General features: G+C 26.7%; 14 protein-coding genes and 1 tRNA gene. 9 read left to right on the top strand and 6 right to left on the bottom strand.

Features of this window, described 5'->3' with window-relative positions:
* The first annotated feature begins 485 nt into the window (after positions 1 to 485).
* From petA to dnaQ, 6 genes are all read left to right on the top strand, one after another.
* Positions 486 to 1,049 carry a ubiquinol-cytochrome c reductase iron-sulfur subunit gene (petA, locus tag ERUM_RS02755; RefSeq protein WP_011155184.1) on the top strand — a complete coding sequence of 188 codons (564 nt, stop codon included), beginning with the start codon at positions 486 to 488 and terminating at the stop codon, positions 1,047 to 1,049.
* Between the two features lie 23 nt (positions 1,050 to 1,072).
* Complete coding sequence (locus ERUM_RS02750) at positions 1,073 to 2,299, top strand: cytochrome b (RefSeq protein WP_011155183.1); 1,227 nt, start codon at positions 1,073 to 1,075, stop codon at positions 2,297 to 2,299.
* Entirely contained in the window at positions 2,299 to 3,057 is a 759-nt protein-coding gene (locus ERUM_RS02745; protein WP_011155182.1) for a cytochrome c1, read from the top strand. Before ERUM_RS02750 ends, ERUM_RS02745 begins: the two co-directional genes overlap by 1 nt.
* Before the next feature lie 652 nt (positions 3,058 to 3,709).
* Positions 3,710 to 5,404 carry a hypothetical protein gene (locus tag ERUM_RS02740; RefSeq protein ID WP_011155181.1) on the top strand — a complete coding sequence of 565 codons (1,695 nt, stop codon included), beginning with the start codon at positions 3,710 to 3,712 and terminating at the stop codon, positions 5,402 to 5,404.
* Positions 5,405 to 5,906: 502 nt separating this feature from the next.
* Positions 5,907 to 7,379 carry a porin gene (locus ERUM_RS02735; RefSeq protein ID WP_011155180.1) on the top strand — a complete coding sequence of 491 codons (1,473 nt, stop codon included), beginning with the start codon at positions 5,907 to 5,909 and terminating at the stop codon, positions 7,377 to 7,379.
* Positions 7,380 to 7,927: 548 nt separating this feature from the next.
* Positions 7,928 to 8,656: a DNA polymerase III subunit epsilon gene (gene dnaQ / locus ERUM_RS02730; RefSeq protein WP_011155179.1), complete on the top strand. Its 729-nt coding sequence runs from the start codon at positions 7,928 to 7,930 to the stop codon at positions 8,654 to 8,656.
* 873 nt (positions 8,657 to 9,529) lie between these two features.
* Here the strand turns inward: dnaQ and thiL are convergent.
* On the bottom strand, positions 9,530 to 10,480 hold the full coding sequence (gene thiL / locus ERUM_RS02725) for a thiamine-phosphate kinase (RefSeq protein ID WP_011155178.1): 951 nt from the start codon (positions 10,478 to 10,480) through the stop codon (positions 9,530 to 9,532).
* A 172-nt stretch (positions 10,481 to 10,652) separates the two neighbouring features.
* Here thiL and ERUM_RS02720 point away from each other — a divergent pair, with 172 nt between their 5' ends.
* Positions 10,653 to 11,486 carry a YihY/virulence factor BrkB family protein gene (locus tag ERUM_RS02720; protein ID WP_011155177.1) on the top strand — a complete coding sequence of 278 codons (834 nt, stop codon included), beginning with the start codon at positions 10,653 to 10,655 and terminating at the stop codon, positions 11,484 to 11,486.
* A 1,333-nt stretch (positions 11,487 to 12,819) separates the two neighbouring features.
* Here ERUM_RS02720 and ERUM_RS02715 read toward each other — a convergent pair.
* Both ERUM_RS02715 and ERUM_RS02710 read right to left on the bottom strand, forming a co-directional pair.
* Positions 12,820 to 13,197: a hypothetical protein gene (locus tag ERUM_RS02715; RefSeq protein WP_231089442.1), complete on the bottom strand. Its 378-nt coding sequence runs from the start codon at positions 13,195 to 13,197 to the stop codon at positions 12,820 to 12,822.
* Between the two features lie 99 nt (positions 13,198 to 13,296).
* Complete coding sequence (locus ERUM_RS02710) at positions 13,297 to 14,775, bottom strand: YifB family Mg chelatase-like AAA ATPase (RefSeq protein ID WP_011155175.1); 1,479 nt, start codon at positions 14,773 to 14,775, stop codon at positions 13,297 to 13,299.
* 166 nt (positions 14,776 to 14,941) lie between these two features.
* Here ERUM_RS02710 and ERUM_RS05080 point away from each other — a divergent pair, with 166 nt between their 5' ends.
* Entirely contained in the window at positions 14,942 to 15,070 is a 129-nt protein-coding gene (locus tag ERUM_RS05080) for a dihydrolipoamide dehydrogenase (RefSeq protein ID WP_011256102.1), read from the top strand.
* An 83-nt stretch (positions 15,071 to 15,153) separates the two neighbouring features.
* Here ERUM_RS05080 and ERUM_RS02705 read toward each other — a convergent pair whose 3' ends face one another.
* Positions 15,154 to 15,777, bottom strand: a complete 624-nt coding sequence (locus ERUM_RS02705) for an RlmE family RNA methyltransferase (RefSeq protein ID WP_044148653.1) — start codon at positions 15,775 to 15,777, stop codon at positions 15,154 to 15,156.
* 151 nt (positions 15,778 to 15,928) lie between these two features.
* On the opposite strand from ERUM_RS02705, the gene ERUM_RS02700 reads away from it, so the two are divergent.
* Positions 15,929 to 16,005, top strand: a tRNA-Pro gene (locus tag ERUM_RS02700).
* Positions 16,006 to 17,224: 1,219 nt separating this feature from the next.
* Here the strand turns inward: ERUM_RS02700 and ERUM_RS02695 are convergent.
* The gene (locus tag ERUM_RS02695; RefSeq protein WP_011155174.1) at positions 17,225 to 17,785 is read right to left on the bottom strand and encodes a hypothetical protein; all 561 of its coding nucleotides are present in this window, start codon (positions 17,783 to 17,785) and stop codon (positions 17,225 to 17,227) included.
* Positions 17,786 to 18,704: 919 nt separating this feature from the next.
* Positions 18,705 to 19,439, bottom strand: coding sequence for a DNA repair protein RecO (gene recO / locus ERUM_RS02690; protein ID WP_011155173.1), 735 nt, complete (start codon positions 19,437 to 19,439; stop codon positions 18,705 to 18,707).
* Between the last annotated feature and the right edge of the window lie 140 nt (positions 19,440 to 19,579).

Genomic DNA, 19,579 nt, shown 5'->3' with positions numbered 1-19,579 from the left:
TTAAAATTGTATTTTAAGAATAATGTTTATTGTTTACAGTAAAATGTAAGTTTATTGTAAATCTAAATTTTATTTGAATTACCTAACATGTAGTATATGGTAAAATAAACATTTACTTAAGATTTTAATTTAATAAATTATTAACTTTGTATTGTAAGTATTATATTGAATTTAGAATATTAGATTATAATTATTACGTTTTTTTTAAACTACATAGTAGTCAATTTGAATATATGGATTTGTTATTTACTTTTTATCATACATGATGTATAAGGATATCACCAAGCTGTTATGTTTCCATTTAATAATTAATGTTTGTTAGTTTTTAGATGATTTATTAATAATTCTATTAATAATGTAATTTTGTTATTAAAAGGTAGTTAATTGATAAAATATACTTGTATAAGTAAGATGTAGCTTCTATAATGGTAACTTTGTGTTAAATGCTTTAAGTCATTTTTATTATAGTTATTGAAAGGGTAATTATGAGTAACGATGAAAACAAAAAATCTGGATTTCAGAAGAAAGTTAAAAGACGAGATTTTTTAGGATTAACTACCTTATCTATGGCAGGTATTGGTTTGTTGTCTTCGGTATACCCTTTAATAAAATTTCTAAGTCCTTCTGCAGAGGTGATAGCTAAGTCTACTGTCGAAGTAAATTTGTCTGATATTAAGGAAGGAAAAACTAAGGTTGTAAAGTGGCAAGGTAAGCCTGTTTTTATACGTAAGCGTACTATGCAAGAAATCGAAGAGGCTCGTGCTGCTAATATAAGTGATTTACGGGATCCACAATCTGATCAAGAACGTACACATTCAGGACGGGAACAGTGGTTAATTATGGTTGGTATCTGTACTCATCTTGGTTGTGTTCCAGTTGAAGTTGAGGATGGGAAAAAAGGATGGTATTGTCCATGTCATGGTTCTAAATATGATACATCTGGAAGGATTGTTAGTGGGCCTGCTCCTTTAAATCTTCCTGTACCTGATTATTATTTTTCTGGGAAAGATGTTATTGTAATAGGTGCAAAGGGAGTTGATGTTGCATAAGTTTATAGAGTAAGAGGTTATTGATGTCTGGACATAATAACATGGAAAAACAAGAAGGAAGTGGTATTTTATCGTGGATAGAATATAGATTGCCAATTTGTGCTTTTTTAAAGGGGTTAGCTTCTTACCAAGTTCCAAAAAATTTAAATTATGCATGGAATTTTGGTTCATTAGCTGGTATTGCACTAATATTACAGATTATTACAGGGATATTTTTAGCAATGCATTATACACCTCATGTTGCACATGCGTTTGATAGTGTAGAAAGAATAATGCGTGATGTTAATTATGGTTGGTTAATACGTTACACTCATGCTGTTGGGGCTTCATTTTTCTTTATAGTTGTATATATACATATATTGCGTGGTTTGTATTACGGTTCTTATAAGAGTCCACGTGAATTGGTCTGGTTTGTTGGAATATTTATATTTTTTGCGATGATGGCTACGGCATTTATGGGATATGTATTGCCATGGGGTCAAATGAGCTTTTGGGGTGCTACTGTAATTACTAATTTATTTTCTGTAATACCTTTAGTTGGTGACAATGTTGTACAATGGCTATGGGGTGGTTTTTCTGTAGATAATCCAACTTTAAATAGGTTTTTTGCATTGCATTATTTATTGCCCTTTATTATTTTAATGCTTGCTTCATTACATGTTATAGCACTACATAGGTTTGGGTCAGGTAATCCAAGTGGAATTGAAGTAAAATCTAGTAAAGATACTATTCCTATTTATCCTTATTTTATTGTAAAAGACTGTATAACATTTGGTATATTCTTTTTATTATTATTTTTATTTGTATTTTATATTCCAAATTATTTAGGCCATCCTGATAATTATATTGAAGCTGATCCTATGGTGACACCAGCTCATATAGTGCCTGAATGGTATTTTTTACCATTTTATGCTATGTTGAGATCTATCCCAAACAAATTATTGGGTGTAGTTACGATGATTAGTTCTATAGCAGTATGGTTTTTATTACCTGTGTTAGATAGGTCTAAAATTAAAAGTGGTGCTTATCGTCCAGTTTTCAGAATATTTTATTGGTTATTTATTGCAAATTTTTGCTTATTAACTTGGCTTGGTGGACAAGAGGTTAAAGAACCATTTGTAACGTTTAGTAGACTATCTACCTTGTATTATTTTTCCTATTTTGTTATTATCTTACCTATATTGTCTAAATATGAGAAATCAGTTGTCCTTCCAAATACACTAAGTGATACAGTTTCGGAGATGAAATAATGTTACTGCGTTTTATACTCATAATATTTTCTTTATATATTTCACCTGCTTATGCTACAGATGAATTTCATCCTGCATCTCCTAAGAACATTAATTGGAAGTTTAGTGGTGTATTTGGTTCATTTGATAAACCATCTATTCAACGTGGTTACCAAGTTTATAAAGAAGTTTGTTCATCTTGTCATTCTATGAAAAGGATAGCTTTTCGTAATTTACGTGATGTTGGGTTTTCAGAAGATGAAGTGAAAACTATTGCTAAATCATATAACGTTATAGACGGACCAAATGAATCTGGTGAGATGTTTGAACGTCCAGGTATTCCATCGGATTATTTTGTCTCTCCTTTCCCTAATAAGGAAGCTGCTGTAGCTGCTAATGGTGGTGCTTTTCCTGTTGATCTGTCCTTAATAATTAAGGCAAGACATAATGGTGCTAATTATGTATATTCATTGTTAGTTGGATATGAAAGTAATACTGCTGATGAAAGTGGCTTATATAGTAATCCTTATTTTGCTACTGGAAAAATATCTATGCCTCCACCTCTCTCTGATCATTTAGTGCAGTATATAGATGGCACAGATTCTACATTGCAGAATATGGCATATGATGTAGTTAATTTTCTGCAATGGGCTGCTGAACCTGAAATGGAAGTACGTAAGAAACTTGGGATTAAAGTTATTACATTTTTATTAGTGATTACTATTTTTGTATTTTTTGTAAATAAAAGGCTATGGAAATCGCTTTATAAAGATAAATAGGATTATATTTATATGTTTTCTACTTCAGTGTTTTTCTTATTAATTTTTATTAATATTGTATATAGCTGTGTTGATTTAAGTGATATTCTAATAATGTATTGAGATAAATAATATAATTAAGGTTTGCGTAGGTATGTTGTAGTTTTTTATACTAAGGAAACTTCACTTCTGCTAATAATTATGTGAATAGTTGTATAACTATATAAGAGTTTCTAATAGGAAATAATTGATGGTTTTTATTTGTATGTAATTTTAGTTCTCAATGTTTTTATTGAATGTTGAAAGAGTATTGATAATATTACTTTTTTAAATGATGGTTTTGGAAGTTTTTAATAAGGAGGCATTAATGTTATAAAATAAAAGTAGAATATAATTTTTTTTGAGAGATATGATGTTACTTAACATTGAGAATAAGTAAGGTATTATGGAAATATGGTATATTTTAATAAAGTGTTTATTGATTAATTGTAAGGGTATATTTAATTAAATTTAGTTTGAAATTTTTAATCATGTCATTTTAGTATTTTTTCCTAATTCTATCACTTAGGTGGATAAGGTTACTTAATAAAATAAATTATAGAAATTATTTGACTTATTATTATTTCATAGTTAGCATGTAGCTTATCTTTATGTTAAGATATGGTGTGTTCTTATGAAATTTACTTGGGTTGCCTCTGCGTTGGCTTCTATTTTTGTATTATATGTAAATAATACATTTGCAGTTGATGTATTAAGTCAGGGGAATCAGTTGAGTTATGATCAAGATAAAAGTCAGGGTGATGTAACTAGTAAAGTAGGGGTTGAATGGCAAAATGTAAAAGATACAAGGTATAGTTCTATTAGTTATGCACCTAAGTCAATAGGTCGTGCAGTAGTGAGTGGCCAAGCTATATCTTACATTTGGAGTTCATTAGGTAAGTTAGAAGATAATGTACAAGATAAGTTAGAAGGTAATGTAAAAGATATATCCATTAATTATGATACATCTGGAATAACTTATGATGCTTTATTACGTGTAGGAGCTGAAATACGTTCAAGTAGTTCTGGTATTAAATATGGTGTAGATTTTCAAGTAGCTGTTCCTAATGTTCGAGGAAAGTATTTTGGGAAAAAAGCAGCTGTGAATAGAGGATCGAAAATATTTGCTGCGACACCTTATGGTGATTTTTCAGTAGGATATCAGGAAGGTGTAGAATCTATTATGAGATTGGATGCATCTAGTATAGTTGCTGGTGATGATAGTCATGGTTGGACACATCATATAAGAGGTGTTTTAGCTGAGGAGAAAAATTCTCTTGGGTATTTGATGTATCCGTTCCTTTTTTTTGGAGGATTGTATAGTGAAACTGTTTTTAGAAACAATGATAATGCAGTATTTGATGATCCATATAGACAAGGTAAGGATTTTGTGAATAATTTGCCATTGCGGTTATCCTATATGTCACCTAGCTATATGGGTTTTAGGTTCGGGGTTAGTTATTCACCTAAAGGTTATGAATTCAATCTTTTTGATAAAAAGTTCAATAATTTTGAGAAGTTTAGTGAATTAAAAAGTGGATTTAATAATACTGGTAGTGCTCAAAGTATTGTATATCCAGTTACTAGTGGGATGATGAAAATGAACCAAAATGGGAATGGTGTTCCACAATTTGCTTCTGTGCTTCAAAATCCAGGTGGTAGTAATGTTTTTTTTGGTGCAAAATATGAGCATATATTAAGTGGTAGTGTTGCTTGTGATTATGATTTTAGTAATGGGGCAAGGTTTAATGTAGCAATAGTAGGTGAGTATGCTCATCCTAGGTTATATTCTAATATAAAAGGTTATGATATTTATCCAAAAAGTCATTCTCTTCAAGGATTATCTATTGGGTCAGTGATTAGTTCTGGTAATTTTAGTTTTGCTGCTGCCTCTGGTTATTTGGGTAAATCTGGTTTTGTAGAAAAATACTATTATAAAGATAAAGAATATCCATTATATGAAAGATCTAATACCTACTATTGGGATATAGCTTTAGGATATAGGTATAATGCTTATTATATTAGTGCTGCATATTTTGAAAGCAATAGAAGTGGTAATGTGTTACGTGATATAGGTTTAGGTTTTGAGTATAATTTATTAAAAGACTTAAATAAGATGAAATGTAAGTTATTTGGTAATTATCATTATTATGATTTTTCACAAACTGCTATTACTGATAAGGTGGTTTATAATCATGAGGTTGCTGTATATAGTGCTCAAGCTCAAACAGAATTGCAAAAACTCGGTTATAATACTAGAGAAAAAAGTGAAAAATTAAAAAGTGGTTCTGGTAATATATTTTTAGTTGGTGTAAAACTGGAGTTTTAAAATTTATTTGTTGTTTTTATTTTTGTTGATTTACTTTTGATGAATAGTGTTAGGTTCATCTGATTTTTTCTTATTTATTGCTAAATGTAGGTTATATTACCGTAAGTCATAATTATTTATATTGTATCTTGTCAGTATGGTATTATTTTGTAATTGATTTTATATAGTATCTGTATTAGCATTTAGTTTTATCTTACTTAACATAATTTTTCTAATAATGACTATATACTTGTCTTTCATATTTTTTTAGCATTTTGAATTATTTATACATTTTATTTTCTAGAATTTTATATAAATCTTAAAGTATTTCTTGTTTTACAATAATTTTTTTTTAATATACATCCTTTTTATCGTAATTTATTTATGAAAAAATTTATATAGATTGTTGTATATTAATATGCTATATTAATAATATAAAGATTATTTCTTGACATTACCTTATATACTTGATTAAGTATTATTAATATGTTTATTTGTTGTATGAATTAATTTGGTAATCTTTATGTGTAAATTTTCTTTGACTACAGCTTTTGTTTCTTTGCTCTTTTTGTATAATGTTGATGCATTTGCAGTTGATAATTTAGCTAAAGCTAATACAAATGATAACAAGATAACAGTTAATACTAAAAAAAATCATAGTGACATGAAGCGTGTAGTTTTGCGTAAATTAGCAAAGGGTTACCATAGGATTGAGCTAGGCGGTCAAATATTATCTTATGCTTGGTGTACAGATAATGTTAATCAATCTCAAAAGCATGGGGTAGGAGTAAGTGGTATTTTAAATGTAAAGTCTGTAAGTGAAAATCCTAATTTAGGAATTTCTTATGGTGCTAGTCTGCAAATAGGAGTGCCAGCTATAAAGGATAAATATTTTATTCCTACTGTAAAAGCTTATAATAGAGGTGCCCAGTTATTTATTGATTCTTCTTATGGAAATATATCAATGGGTTATCAGGAAGGTGTTGATTCTATAATGAAGATTGATGCTTTTACTATAGGGTCTGGAGATAACAGCATTACGTGGGTACAGAATTTAAATATCTTGGATAAGGATAAAAACTTAGTGTACCATGTTTTCCCGGGTTTATATACTGAAAGTTTATTTAATGGAAGTGAATCACTTGCATTGCTTAGTATTCAAGGTAGAGGTAAAGATTTTATTAATAATTTACCATTTAGGATATCTTATCAGTCCCCTAGTTTTGCTGGGTTAAAAGTTGCTGTAAGTTATGCTCCTCTAGGATATCCTACCAGCTTGTTTGAACATGCAGATCGTGATGATTATAAAGTTGATAAATTAACAATACCTCCACTACTAGGTCCTTTACAGGAAAAAACTGCAGATAAGAAAATAGAAGAAATAGTTGCTGTATTAGGTGATAAGATAGCATTACAAGATGTTGAAATGGAGGGGTTAGCTGATTCAGGTAAGGTAAAGTTTTTAGGGCCAAATTATAAGAATATAATCAATGCAGGATTATCTTATAGTCATTCTTTTGATAGTATTGATTTTCAAGCTTCTGTTATTGCAGAATATGCTTCTAATGATGTTGAAGCTTTGAAAAAATCCTCATATTCGGGACCTCTTGTACCATTTAATGGTTTATCAGGTATTGCTGTTGGTACATCTGTTGCTTATGATAGTGTAATAGTTGCAGCGTCTTACGGATATCTAGGAAAATCTGGTCAACCTATTAATGTTAAGGGGAATGCTTATTATTGGACTCTTGGTGCAAAGTATACTTATGATAATGCATCAATAAGTACTTCTTATTTTAGAAGTAATAATTTTGGTAATGAATTTCAAGATTTTGGTATAGGAATAGATTGTAATTTATCTGCTAATAGTAAGTATAAAGGGCAATATAAGGTATTTGGTAATTATCATCGTTTTAATGTAAAAAATATTTCAAGTACTAGCAGTGGTTCTTATGCTGGTAATGTTCTATTGTTGGGTATGAAGTATGAATTTTAATTAGCCATTTAAGTGATATCTTTAATGTTTTTATAATATTGAATAAAAAAAAAAGTTATACTATGCTCTTAACGTTGAGTTAGTATAACTTTTTTTATAATTTTTATTAGCAAGTAATAGTAGATTTATAGTGAGTTTCTTGATAATAAGTTATGTTCTTATGCTTGTTTATTATGTTAAGTTTATAGATTATTTATCTGTTAATGATACTTATTAAGTTACAAAGTATTAAAATTCAATAATAAATTAAGAAAGATAATATTTTTTAATTTGAGAGAACATAATTTTAAAACTTTAGATATCTTAAACTATCTTAAGTACTTTAATGGATTCCTTACATACTAAAGTAGTATTATATAGATGATTATAAATGTTTTCTAGTGTGATCACATTAAATAATTATAATTATATTGAATATTTTAAATTTGAGTAATCTTTATAAAATATGTATCTTTATTTAGTGGTAGCACTTATTTTGATTTATATTACTATGCTTTAGATATTTAAGTTTTTATAATAACTTAATAACTAAATTAAGCTAAAAACATATGTCTTATTACAATGGAATTAGAGAGATAGTATTAGATACTGAAACAACAGGGTTAGATGCAGATGGTGGAGATAGAATAATAGAAATGGGTTGTATTGAATTAATAGATCGTGTTTTTACAGGTAAAGTATTTCATGAGTATATTAATCCTGAACGTGATATACCATATTATGCAACAAAAATTCATGGTATTACTGTTGATATGTTGAAAGATAAGCCAAAATTTTCAGAAATTGCAGATAAGTTTTTAGACTTTATTGGTAATAGTGTATTGGTTATTCATAACGCTGTATTTGATATTAAGTTTATAAAAATGGAACTTGATAAAATTCAAAAGAGCTATAATTCTGATTTTCAGGTTGTAGATACTCTTATTTTAGCTAGGAAGAAGTTTCCTGGAGTGTCTTCTACATTGGATGCTTTATGTAAAAGATTTAATATTTCTTTACAAGATAGAAAGTTTCATGGAGCACTATTAGATGCAACATTGTTAGGAAAAGTGTATGTGCAATTAATGGGGGGATTGCAGAGATCTTTAAATTTTCAAGATAATAGTAGTATGTTTCAAAGTAGTGATTACTCGCATGATGTAAGTAGATCTTATATAGAGCCACGTTTGTATAAAGTAAGTGAAGAAGAAATAGTAAAGCATAAGATGTTATTGGAAAAAATAAAAAATCCTATTTGGAACAATATATTTTATAAAAAAAATGAAAATTATAATTAGTGAATATTATTTGTATAGTATTTTTGTTTACTTGAGTAAGGGTATTTGTTAAAGCATATGATAAAATATAATGATACTTATATAGTGGTAAATTTGTAATATATAGTTGTGGTTTAATAAGTAAAGCAATTTTCTAATATTTACTTTCCTTAATACTTTATAAGTATTAATTTGAATTGATGTTTGTTTGTAACAATCTTGTTTAATTATTATTAGCTGTATTTATTACTTTAGACGAATATATTAACTATATTCCGGATTGGTTATGAAATATCTTATTTATTAGTTCATAATATTTAACTCGATAATAACAATGCATTATTATAAATTAAATATTATTAATTTTTTCTATTTAATGATAATTATTAACTTCTAGTATAAAATGTTGCTTATGACAATGATTTTTTAAGGATAGTTTATAGTACTTTTTAGTCAGTGTGTTTTGTTATCTTTTTCATAATAGGTATGTTATTTATAGTTTTAGTTTTTTATATTTTGATTGATAATGATACATCATTGATATGAAATAGTGAGTTGTTACCTATGAAGATACTTTCTTTATAAAAATATCTACGTAAATTGGAAAATGTACTTTATTATCTTGTATAAAAGTGTAAACTATTTACTTTAATTATTGATATTTTAAGGAAAATTAAATATAAGTACATCTAGCTAATGTTTCTGTTTATACTAACTTGAGTATGTATAAAAATTTTTATGAATTGTGAGTATACAAGAATAGGGTATTGCATTATTAATACAGTTATATATTAAAAAATTATTTTATTCTAATTTATTGGATATTTAAGCTACCTAAAAGCTATAATTATAGATAGTTACTGTTTTATATACTGTGTATAATGTATTTTATATCTAAATGGTAAAGTGATTAAAGCCTTTATTATCTAAAGTTACTATATTATTTGAGTGATCATATAGTATTACAGAATTACCTTCAGTGATTTTTCCTATTTTAGTGATTTTAACTCCATTTTTTTTAGATATTTCTTTTATTAAATCAGAAAATTTGGGATTAGCTGTAAAAATTAATTCATAATCATCTCCTCCGCTTAATACTAAATTAATGTATCTAGGTGTATTAGCAATAATTTCTTTAGTTTCATTTGATAATGGTATTTTATTTAAGTATATGGATGCTCCTACATTAGATGCATGGCAAATGTGTTCCATATCTTGTATTAATCCGTCAGAGATATCTATACATGAAGATGCAATTTGATTAATGTCAATTCCTAAATTAATTCTTGGTTGAGGTATATCATATTTATTTTTTAAGTTTTCATAATTTTTTTTGATAATGTTTTGGTAAACAAGTAAACCTAATGCTGCATCTCCAATAGTCCCACTAACATATATAAAATCTCCAATTTTTGCTCCAGATCTTTTTAATAAATTACCATGATTTATTCCAAAAGCAGTGATACTTATTATAATTATATTATTTTTATGTGAAGTTGTATCTCCTCCAAGTAGTATTATGTCAAATATTTTGTGTTCTTCTCTTAAACTATTGCTAAAATCTTGCCACCAATTGTTAGATATATCATTAGGTAATACTAATCCTAAACAGTATGCATAAGGTATTGCTCCCATAGCAGCAATATCTGATAAATTAGATCGAAGTGCTTTTTTTGCTAATATCCTTGGTTTGCAATTTTTTAGGAAATGTACTTCTTCTATCAAAATGTCTTTTGTTACGACAAGTTGGTTTTCTGTGCAATTAATAATAGCAGCATCATCCCCTATTAATGAATTGTTATCTAATGTGTATATGTAATTTTGTAGATATTCAAATTCTTTCATAAAATTCTTAGATATTAAATTGAAGAAATTAGGTTAGTGGTAATACATTATAGTTTAATTCATATTTTTAGATTTGAGTGTATATAATTATTAATATTTTGAAAAGATGAAGATTTCATATATATTCTTTATTGGTATAATTGATTAATATGTATTTATATGCAGTTATGGTATGTTAGCTAAAAAGATAAGATGTATTTTTAAATGTTCATATTATGCAGTAGTTGATATGATAGAACATGATGGTATAGAACATGCAGGATATTTATCATTTGTAATACTATTATCGGTATTTCCTTTTTTAGTGTTTTTTATGGCATTAATGTCCAATTTAGCACAATTATTACATTATTATGATATTAGTGTAAGTGATAAGTTAATTATATTAATTACTGATAATATACCTAGTGAGGTTATTTCTGGATTAATGCCAAGGATTCAAGAAATAATTTCAGGTCCTCCACATAGTTTGTTAACTTTAGCAGTAATAGGGACAATATGGACTGCTTCATCTGCTGTAGAAGGAATAAGGACTATATTAAATAAAGCATGTAGAGTTTCTAGTCCACCATCTTATATTTTTCGTAGATTGTTAAGTATATTTCAGTTTATTTCTATTACTTTGGCGATGACTATTGCTATGATATGTATAATTGTGTTACCTGTAATTTATGAAATGTTAAATAAAAATCTTGGGTATTTTAAGTATGCTGTTAGTGAGTTAGTATTATTTGTATCTATTACTTTATTGTATTTTATTATACCAAATGTTAAGCAAAATTTGGCAAATGTAGTACCAGGTGCAGTATTGGTTACTTTTTTATGGACTTGCTCATCCTTAATTTTTACATGGTATTTAAAAACGTTTCATCAACTGAATATAATATATGGTAGTTTAGCTAGTATTATTGCTTCTTTGTTATTTTTCTATATCTTAAGTATATTTTTTATATATGGAGCAGAATTTAACTATAGAATAAAAAATGCATTTAATAGTACTGTGTAAACATTGTAATATTGTTGTATTAGAAATAAGCATAAGATAATTATCAGTTTATTTAGGATCAAAAAATATATAATTAATGTTATTTTTATTAATTTTCTAGAGGTATAGCATTTTCTGGAATAGGTGATTTTGCTTATATTATTGACATAAAATGGTTGTGATTTACCTTATGGTGTAACACAGCAATAGGAGATGTAAAGTAATATTACTCTATATTTTTATTTAATGATTTATTAGAAAATTGTTATTGGAATATGCTATATATTCACAATAATTATTATATAATCTTTAATAGAAACAATAAATGCTTATGAAATATTAGTAAAAAAAAACTATCTACTATTCTATATATGATTATATATAGAAGTTGGTATTTTTTGTGATAGTTATAATAGTATTTATTTATTGAAAATCTTTAAGTAATATCTTAACTAGCATTAGTTATATATTTTTGTGTTAGATTGTGTTTTTATATATGGAGTAGTGTTTTAATTGACTGTAAGTGATCAATATATTGAAAATTTTATTAAATATTAATTTACTAACTTTTTTGTATATGTAGTAGCATATATATTTATTTTTATATAATCAAATAATATTTTTGTTTATGTTATTATTCTTTTTGTTCTTATTGTATATATGAAAGTATTCAGCTATAGAAATGTTTTGTATGAGTGTTATTTCTATGATTACCGATGTTAGTAAACTATGATATCAAATTATTTACTGGGTTCTTGAAATTAATTCGTAAGTTACTACTTTTGTGTTAACATGAATATTGATTTAATATCTGTACTACATTGAATGTTAACACACTAAAAAATACTAATAATATTAGTGTTGTTATTGTCACATAACTTCTTTTGAGATATTTATCATTTGATGGGTATTGTTTTTCTTTTATTACTTATATTTTATACTTACCTAATTAATCTCATGTAATCATTATAAATGCATTTTTGCTAGTTTTTATAATTAGCAGTTTGTTATTGATAAAGTACATAATATTTTTTATAGAGCATATTACTACAAAAAAAGTAACTATGATACATAGAACTAGCGAAAAAATTAATTTACTATTGAGTTAATAACAGTGCTGTTAATATAACTTTATGTAGTTCAAGCATAAGACGTACAGTTAAAAATACTTATAATATTTACTTAATAATAGCTTAGATATAACAAATTTTTCCTATAATAGTATTTAAGATAACACGCATGATACACTACATAATAATTGTTTAGATAATAGTGTATCATGTAAAATAAGAAAGTACTTTAATGTTATAAACACCTATGAGTGGCAATTACTTTATAAGATGTTGTTTTGTAATCATTTTAAAGTAGTTCTCTGTAATCTTGGTGAGCTAGTATTTATTTCATGATCATCTTGTGGAGTTTGTGATTCTGATTCTGATGTATTAACAATGGATCCTGGAGCGTTAATTTTAGCTTCTACAAGCTTGGTAACATTTTGACCTATTGAAGAAAGTACAATGATTCCAGTACTTAGTGCAAAACCTGCTATAGCAGCAAAAAAATGTAAAGGTGAAAATTCTGGTAAACCTGGTATTTTAACACCACCAAAACATGATATACCAGTAATTATTGATAGTTTTATAAGTATACTAGAAATACAAACACAAACTCCTAGTGCCATATTAAGTCCTTTATAACTTATTTTATGAGGTTGACCTATACTTGTAAACATAATTATTACCATATAAAGATTTATTAATATTTGATTTTAGTAAATTATTAACCATAAATCAATATTAGATTAATCTTTGTATAATTTTATTAAATTTTTTTATACATATGATAAAGATTCAGCAATATGTTCATATGATATAATTGCCTCTGAGGATAAATCTGCAATGGTTCTAGCAATCCTAATAATTTTTATATATTTTCTAGCAGATATATTCCTTTTTTGTGATATTTTCTCTAGAAGTTTAATTACTGATTTATCTGGAGTGAAGAATTGTAATATGATATTACCTGATACTGTAGCGTTATTAAGAGATGAACCATAACGATTTGATTGTATTTTTCTTGCACGTGTAACGCGTTCTTTGATTGTTCTTGAATCTTCTGTTATTGTAGAATTATTATAAGATAATATGTTTATATTTGGTACCTCAACATGTATATCTATTCTATCATGTAATGGTCCAGAAATTTTATTTTGATATTCGATAGCACATTTAGGTGCTCTTTGACAAGATTGTGATGTATCTCCAAAGTATCCGCATTTACATGGGTTCATTGCTGCAATTAACTGGAAGTTTGCTGGATATTTTATTTGAATGTTTGCTCTTGATATAAGGATTTCTTTATTTTCTAATGGTTGCCTTAATGACTCTAGTACCGATCTTGAAAATTCTGGTAACTCGTCTAAAAATAGTATACCACAATGTGCTAAAGTAACTTCTCCTGGTTTAGCATATTTTCCTCCTCCTACCATAGCTGCTATAGATAGTGAGCTGTGAGGATCACGAAATGGACGAGTAGTTGATATTGATTTTGTTTCTTGCTTTGTTATACTTACAATGCTATTTATTTGAATAATTTCTTCATATATTAAGTCAGGTAATATTCCTGGAATTCTTTTTGCTAGCATTGATTTTCCAGTACCAGGAGGGCCAATCATTAGCATATTGTGACCTCCAGCAGCAGCAATTTCTAAGGCTCTTTTTGCTATAGGTTGACCTTTTATGTCTTTTATATCTAAGTATTTTATATCTTCTATAAATATATCATTGATTGGGGGAAGTATAGTTTCATGATTATTAAAATATTTTATTAATGATACTAAATGTTTAGGTGATAGTATTGGAATGTCTTTAATTAGGGATGCTTCTGAGCCGTTATTGTATGGACATATTATCCCTATATTATGTTCTCGAGCATTTATAGCAGCTGGTAATATTCCAGATACTGGGACTATTGATCCATCTAATGATAATTCTCCTAGTATGATATATGGTAAATTATTGATTTTAGGTATTGCACCAATAGTCATTAGTAATCCTATTGCGATAGGTAGATCATAGTGGCTTCCTTCTTTAATGATGTCTGCTGGAGACAAATTTATGGTAATTCTTTGTGTTGGTAGTGATAAGTTAATAGAATGTAAAGCAGCTCTAATGCGTTCACGAGATTCAGCAACTGCTTTATTTGGAAGTCCAACTATATTAAATGCTGGTATTCCTTTTGCAACGTGTATTTGTACATTAACATTTATTGTGTTTATTCCATAAAATGCTACACTTTTAACCTGTATCATATTAAGGTTTTTATTTTAATAGTAAAAATATTAGTATATAGATATTTTAAATATATTTCTAATAATTTGTTAATAAAAGTTAAATTTTTATATATTAATAAATATATGATATAATTATAAAATGTGACAGAATTGATTTCTGGAAACATCAATGTGTAGATTATGAATGTTATTCCATACTGTTATATGTACACATCTTGCTGTTGCATCTATTGGTAAAACAGAAAAAAGTTTAAAGAATATTAATTATATGTACAATGTAGGTAGGTTTAGTTTTTCTGCAAATGGTAGGTAAAAAATTACAAATAATGAAGAAGAATTTGTTAAAGTTTTTACTTTGTATTTATTACTATGTATCTTAAAGTAGTAGTATATATTCTAAATATATTCCAAATTTTCTTTAAATCCTAAACTAACTAGATACATTTCTGATGAATCTTTTCTACTTGCTTTGGGTTTAAAATATTTTACAGAATTAAAATGATATTTTACTGATTGATAGAATTCTTTTTCATATTCCCCTTGTAGAATTTTAGTTATAAAGATTCCATTAGGCTTTATAAATTTTACTGCTATTTCTAAAGACATTTCACATAGATTGATTATATTAGCGTGATCTACTTGTTTGTTGCCACAAGCTTTTGGTGCCATATCTGATAATACTACATCAAACTTTTTTTTATCAAATGTAGAATTTAATAATTCTATTTTATTAGCAATATCACATAGAATAAATATAACGTTAGGAATACTACTCATTTCTTGCATATCTACTGCAAATACAGAAGAGCTATTACCATGTGATACTTTCTGTGAAGCAACTTGAGACCATCCACCAGGTGATGCACCAAGATCTAGTACATACTGTCCTTTTTTAAAAATGGAAAACTTATTATCTATTTCTATTAATTTAAAAGCAGCTCTGGATCTATATTGTTGCTTTTTAGCTAGAAGTACATAAGGATCATTTAATTGTCTATGAAGCCATCTTGTAGAAGAAATTTTACGTCCTTTTGCAGTTTTGACTGTAATAGATATATACTTATACCATCTAAGTTAAAATAAAATGATAAATTATTTTTATTTAATAACAAGAATTATTTTATTGATATAATATATATTCTTGGTAGGATTATATATGTTCTTTTGCGTCCGGAGTGTAGCGCAGCCTGGTAGCGCTCTTGGTTTGGGACCAAGAGGTCGGGAGTTCAAATCTCTCCACTCCGACCATCCTAGTTTATAATATCAATACATTTTTTATTATCTATTGCTTACTATATCGTTAAGTATTGCTGTATCAGCATAATATATGTAGCACAAATGTAATAGGTTTATTACATATATAATGTATCTATATTGTGTAAGATTTTTAGTATCTATAATGCTAATTATATTTTTGATTATATATATATCTAAGAGTCAATTTGTACAAATTGTATCTATTGAAGAATACTAGGTAAATGACTAACATATTATTGTTATAAATTGGAAAATTGGGTTAAGAATATTGTTTAGTTTTATGTATAGGAAAGTTATACATGTAGTATTGTAAGAGATACTTCTATACATAATGGATATTTGATCAGTAATAGTATAAGTACTATAGGTATGTGTTTTTTCGTATTTCTATTATATAAATGCAATTCTAATAAATAATTTTAACTATTATATAATAGTGATACATAATGGTAATATTACTTCAACAGCTATAATTTTAGTTACTGGTTGTTGTTATGATATTAGTATATTTATATAATATGTGTACTGTATATGTGATGCTTATGATATTTGTTGCGTTTACATTAATATCTTTATCCGTAGTTCGTTATGATATAAGTATTGAATAATTATATAAACTAAAAGTGATATTAAACAGTATATTCTAATTAAGTAAATATGTACAATCCTATATATATAATTTATTAAGAATTGGTATGTTCTTTTGATCAGAAATCTCTTGGAACATAGGTATTGTATAAATTTTAGATATTAGCGTAGACAATATTATATAAATGTTTTTAGTATATGTATTATGGATAAATAGGTATTTGTGTATATTGTTAAGAATCAGGTTATATATATCAGTTTTAGATGACAAATATGATTTTGACTGGTTTGTATTTTTATGAATAAAAGTATTATAGATTTATACAGCTTTAAAATAACGAAAAATATCTGTGAATCTTTTAATAAGAAGCATAAAAATGCTATTATTTAAGTTATGAATTAAAAAGATACTTGTTTAAGTTATCTTTACTGGAAATGTATATCTTATGTTACTATTGTATTCACGATAGAATGACTAAAAAACTGAGTACTATCCTATAAATGATATATATTGGTTGTATAATGCTACATCTAATGTTGGGATTATAACACTAACCAATTGTATATATACTAAATAAAGTATATAAATAACTATTTACTGGGGTAATATAACCATGCTGCATTACATGTCATGGTAGTATTGATTTGCATGTGATGGACTGATAGGTGTAGGGCTAGGGTGATGATCATGTTGTGGGCTATGATCTTCATGGCTAATGTTATTAAATCCTCCACCAGCTGCATGCATTATTTCTTGATCGGCATGAGGGTATTCAGCATGAGCATATGGGTCATCATGATGAGCATGGTATATGGCATCATTATCACTAGCTTCTCCACCGGTAGCTGAACCTTCTCCTCCTCCATCAGCACTTCCTCCATCAGCCGGAGCTCCTCCTGGTTGTGCATCTGGTAATAATTTTGGTAATCCAAAGAAGTTTTTGCCTGAATCTGACATTATTGAAAATTCAGTTTTTAAGTTCATTCCTAATGATGTAACTGCTGCTAATAGATTTCCGCTTGTCATATCACAAACTCCTGGTACATTTTTATAAAACCATGCAAGAAATACAAAAACAGAAAATACAGTCTCTTCATCTTCTCCATGTCCACCACTTTGTTGTTCATGAAGATAGGATTGTAAAGCAGAAACATTTATTCCACTGGAATGAGATTCATCCATAACTTACCAATACATCATTTTATGATATGTTTATATTATATTATGTAATTGTAAATATATTTTTAATATATAGTATTAAAATGGGTAGTGTACTTTTTTATAATAAGAATGAAAGGTCATGTAGTTAGGTCATATTTATTATTAATGAAAAATCTCTGCTCTTAGTTTTAGTCGATTTGATTGTAATAAGAATTTTTTGATATTTGATATATTGTATAGCATTATGAGAGGTTAAACTATTTTCCTTATATTTTGTTAAATCATAGTTTCAATTTCATGATTAAAGGTAAACATATAAAAAATTATTTTTCTTTCTCAATTGAAGGGGTAATTTAGATTTTTAAATAAAGTATTATATTGTATATGAACTTATGTATATTTACTGTTTTATAGCTATATAGCTTTTATAGCGTTCTAGAATGATTTAAATATAATAAAATATAAATATGGAAAATATTTTCTTAATAAAGTTCTTATGTGATTAATTTATTTTTTATAAGCATTAAAAATAAAAGAATATAAGAATGATATGTTATATTTATAGGTCATATATTAGGGAGATATATCTTAAAAAATGAAGCTAGTATTGTAAGTTTTGTATTCTGTAAAATCTAGGTATATTACATGGTTATATAATTCCTTACTAAAACTAACTGTAGTACTTACTTGATAGGTTTGATGCTATTTAATGTTATTGGTGTGAGAAATTTGATTATGAGGTAAAAATGAAAAATAAAAGTGAAAATATTTTTTTTCAAGATTAGGTTCATTTCTTTTTAATAATTAGAGCTAAAGAGGCATGTGTAGAACATTTATATAGGTCTTAAAATAAAGTAATATAATTCTTGTATATACTTAAAATGTGACAAAATTAAAAATATGACTAAATATATGTATTTGATAATATGATTTAAATATTTTAGTTCTCTGTATCTAGTAGTTTTATAATTTCTTCCCTATATTTTAAAAAAGTTATATTTTTATCTGTTAAAAAGTGTTTTTTGAAAAAGTATCCTAATACATTCAAACTCAATTTGAATTCTGTATTAGAGAATTCGTATGTATAGTCATTGTATATATTGTAAAGTAATTGAGGTAGAGGTAGTAATTTTTTTTTATAAGGTAATCCTATGTTTTCTGATATTGCTTTTCCAGTTTTTGGAGAAATAAATATTAAACTTTCTTGTGTTTGATTTACAGCGCATTTTGATAAATCGAGTCCAAATCCAAGTTCAGAAAGTAGTACCATTTCCAATTTTAGGTACTTTATTTGCCAGTTTATGTTTTTGGATTGTATTGAATTGATAAAAATGTCGAAGTAGTGATAAATAACGTAATTTTCTTCGTTTTCTGGTAATACTTGATCTAATATAAATGTAAAAAAAGCTAAACATAATGTTTGTAGATTGTTTGTTATATAATAATATATAGTAGATTTAATCAGTTCGTATTTAAAGTATCCTAAATTACTGATTAATCTTGCACTCCAAGTGACATTAATATAGTCTCCAATTTGTAGTCTATTAATTGTTTTTTTATAATATTTTGTTAATCCTTTTTTTAAACCATGTTTTTTAGTCAGTACTGAAATAATAACTTGATTGTCACAGTATTTTCTTATTGCAATTACTATGCCTTGGTCTTGCCATCTCACATTATCAAATTGTTTTATAAATATAATTTAATAATAGTAGAAAATGTGTTTAAGTAGAATTAGAAAATAGATAGTTTTTATTATGGTGAGTAAAAATTATTTTTTAAATGGAGTAGATTAGTTAAATAGTTTTCTTAAAA

This window comes from Ehrlichia ruminantium str. Welgevonden (assembly GCF_000026005.1).
Taxonomy (GTDB): domain Bacteria; phylum Pseudomonadota; class Alphaproteobacteria; order Rickettsiales; family Anaplasmataceae; genus Ehrlichia; species Ehrlichia ruminantium.
The sequence above is the reverse complement of the archived record's forward strand: the minus strand, read 5'-3'. Positions and strand labels throughout refer to the sequence as shown.

Coding starts and splice junctions, on each gene's coding strand:
- petA (WP_011155184.1), top strand. CDS start 486: ATGAGTAACGATGAAAACAAAAAATCTGGATTTCAGAAGAAAGTTAAA.
- ERUM_RS02750 (WP_011155183.1), top strand. CDS start 1,073: ATGTCTGGACATAATAACATGGAAAAACAAGAAGGAAGTGGTATTTTA.
- ERUM_RS02745 (WP_011155182.1), top strand. CDS start 2,299: ATGTTACTGCGTTTTATACTCATAATATTTTCTTTATATATTTCACCT.
- ERUM_RS02740 (WP_011155181.1), top strand. CDS start 3,710: ATGAAATTTACTTGGGTTGCCTCTGCGTTGGCTTCTATTTTTGTATTA.
- ERUM_RS02735 (WP_011155180.1), top strand. CDS start 5,907: ATGTGTAAATTTTCTTTGACTACAGCTTTTGTTTCTTTGCTCTTTTTG.
- dnaQ (WP_011155179.1), top strand. CDS start 7,928: ATGTCTTATTACAATGGAATTAGAGAGATAGTATTAGATACTGAAACA.
- thiL (WP_011155178.1), bottom strand. CDS start 10,480: ATGAAAGAATTTGAATATCTACAAAATTACATATACACATTAGATAAC.
- ERUM_RS02720 (WP_011155177.1), top strand. CDS start 10,653: ATGTTAGCTAAAAAGATAAGATGTATTTTTAAATGTTCATATTATGCA.
- ERUM_RS02715 (WP_231089442.1), bottom strand. CDS start 13,197: ATGTTTACAAGTATAGGTCAACCTCATAAAATAAGTTATAAAGGACTT.
- ERUM_RS02710 (WP_011155175.1), bottom strand. CDS start 14,775: ATGATACAGGTTAAAAGTGTAGCATTTTATGGAATAAACACAATAAAT.
- ERUM_RS05080 (WP_011256102.1), top strand. CDS start 14,942: ATGTTATTCCATACTGTTATATGTACACATCTTGCTGTTGCATCTATT.
- ERUM_RS02695 (WP_011155174.1), bottom strand. CDS start 17,785: ATGGATGAATCTCATTCCAGTGGAATAAATGTTTCTGCTTTACAATCC.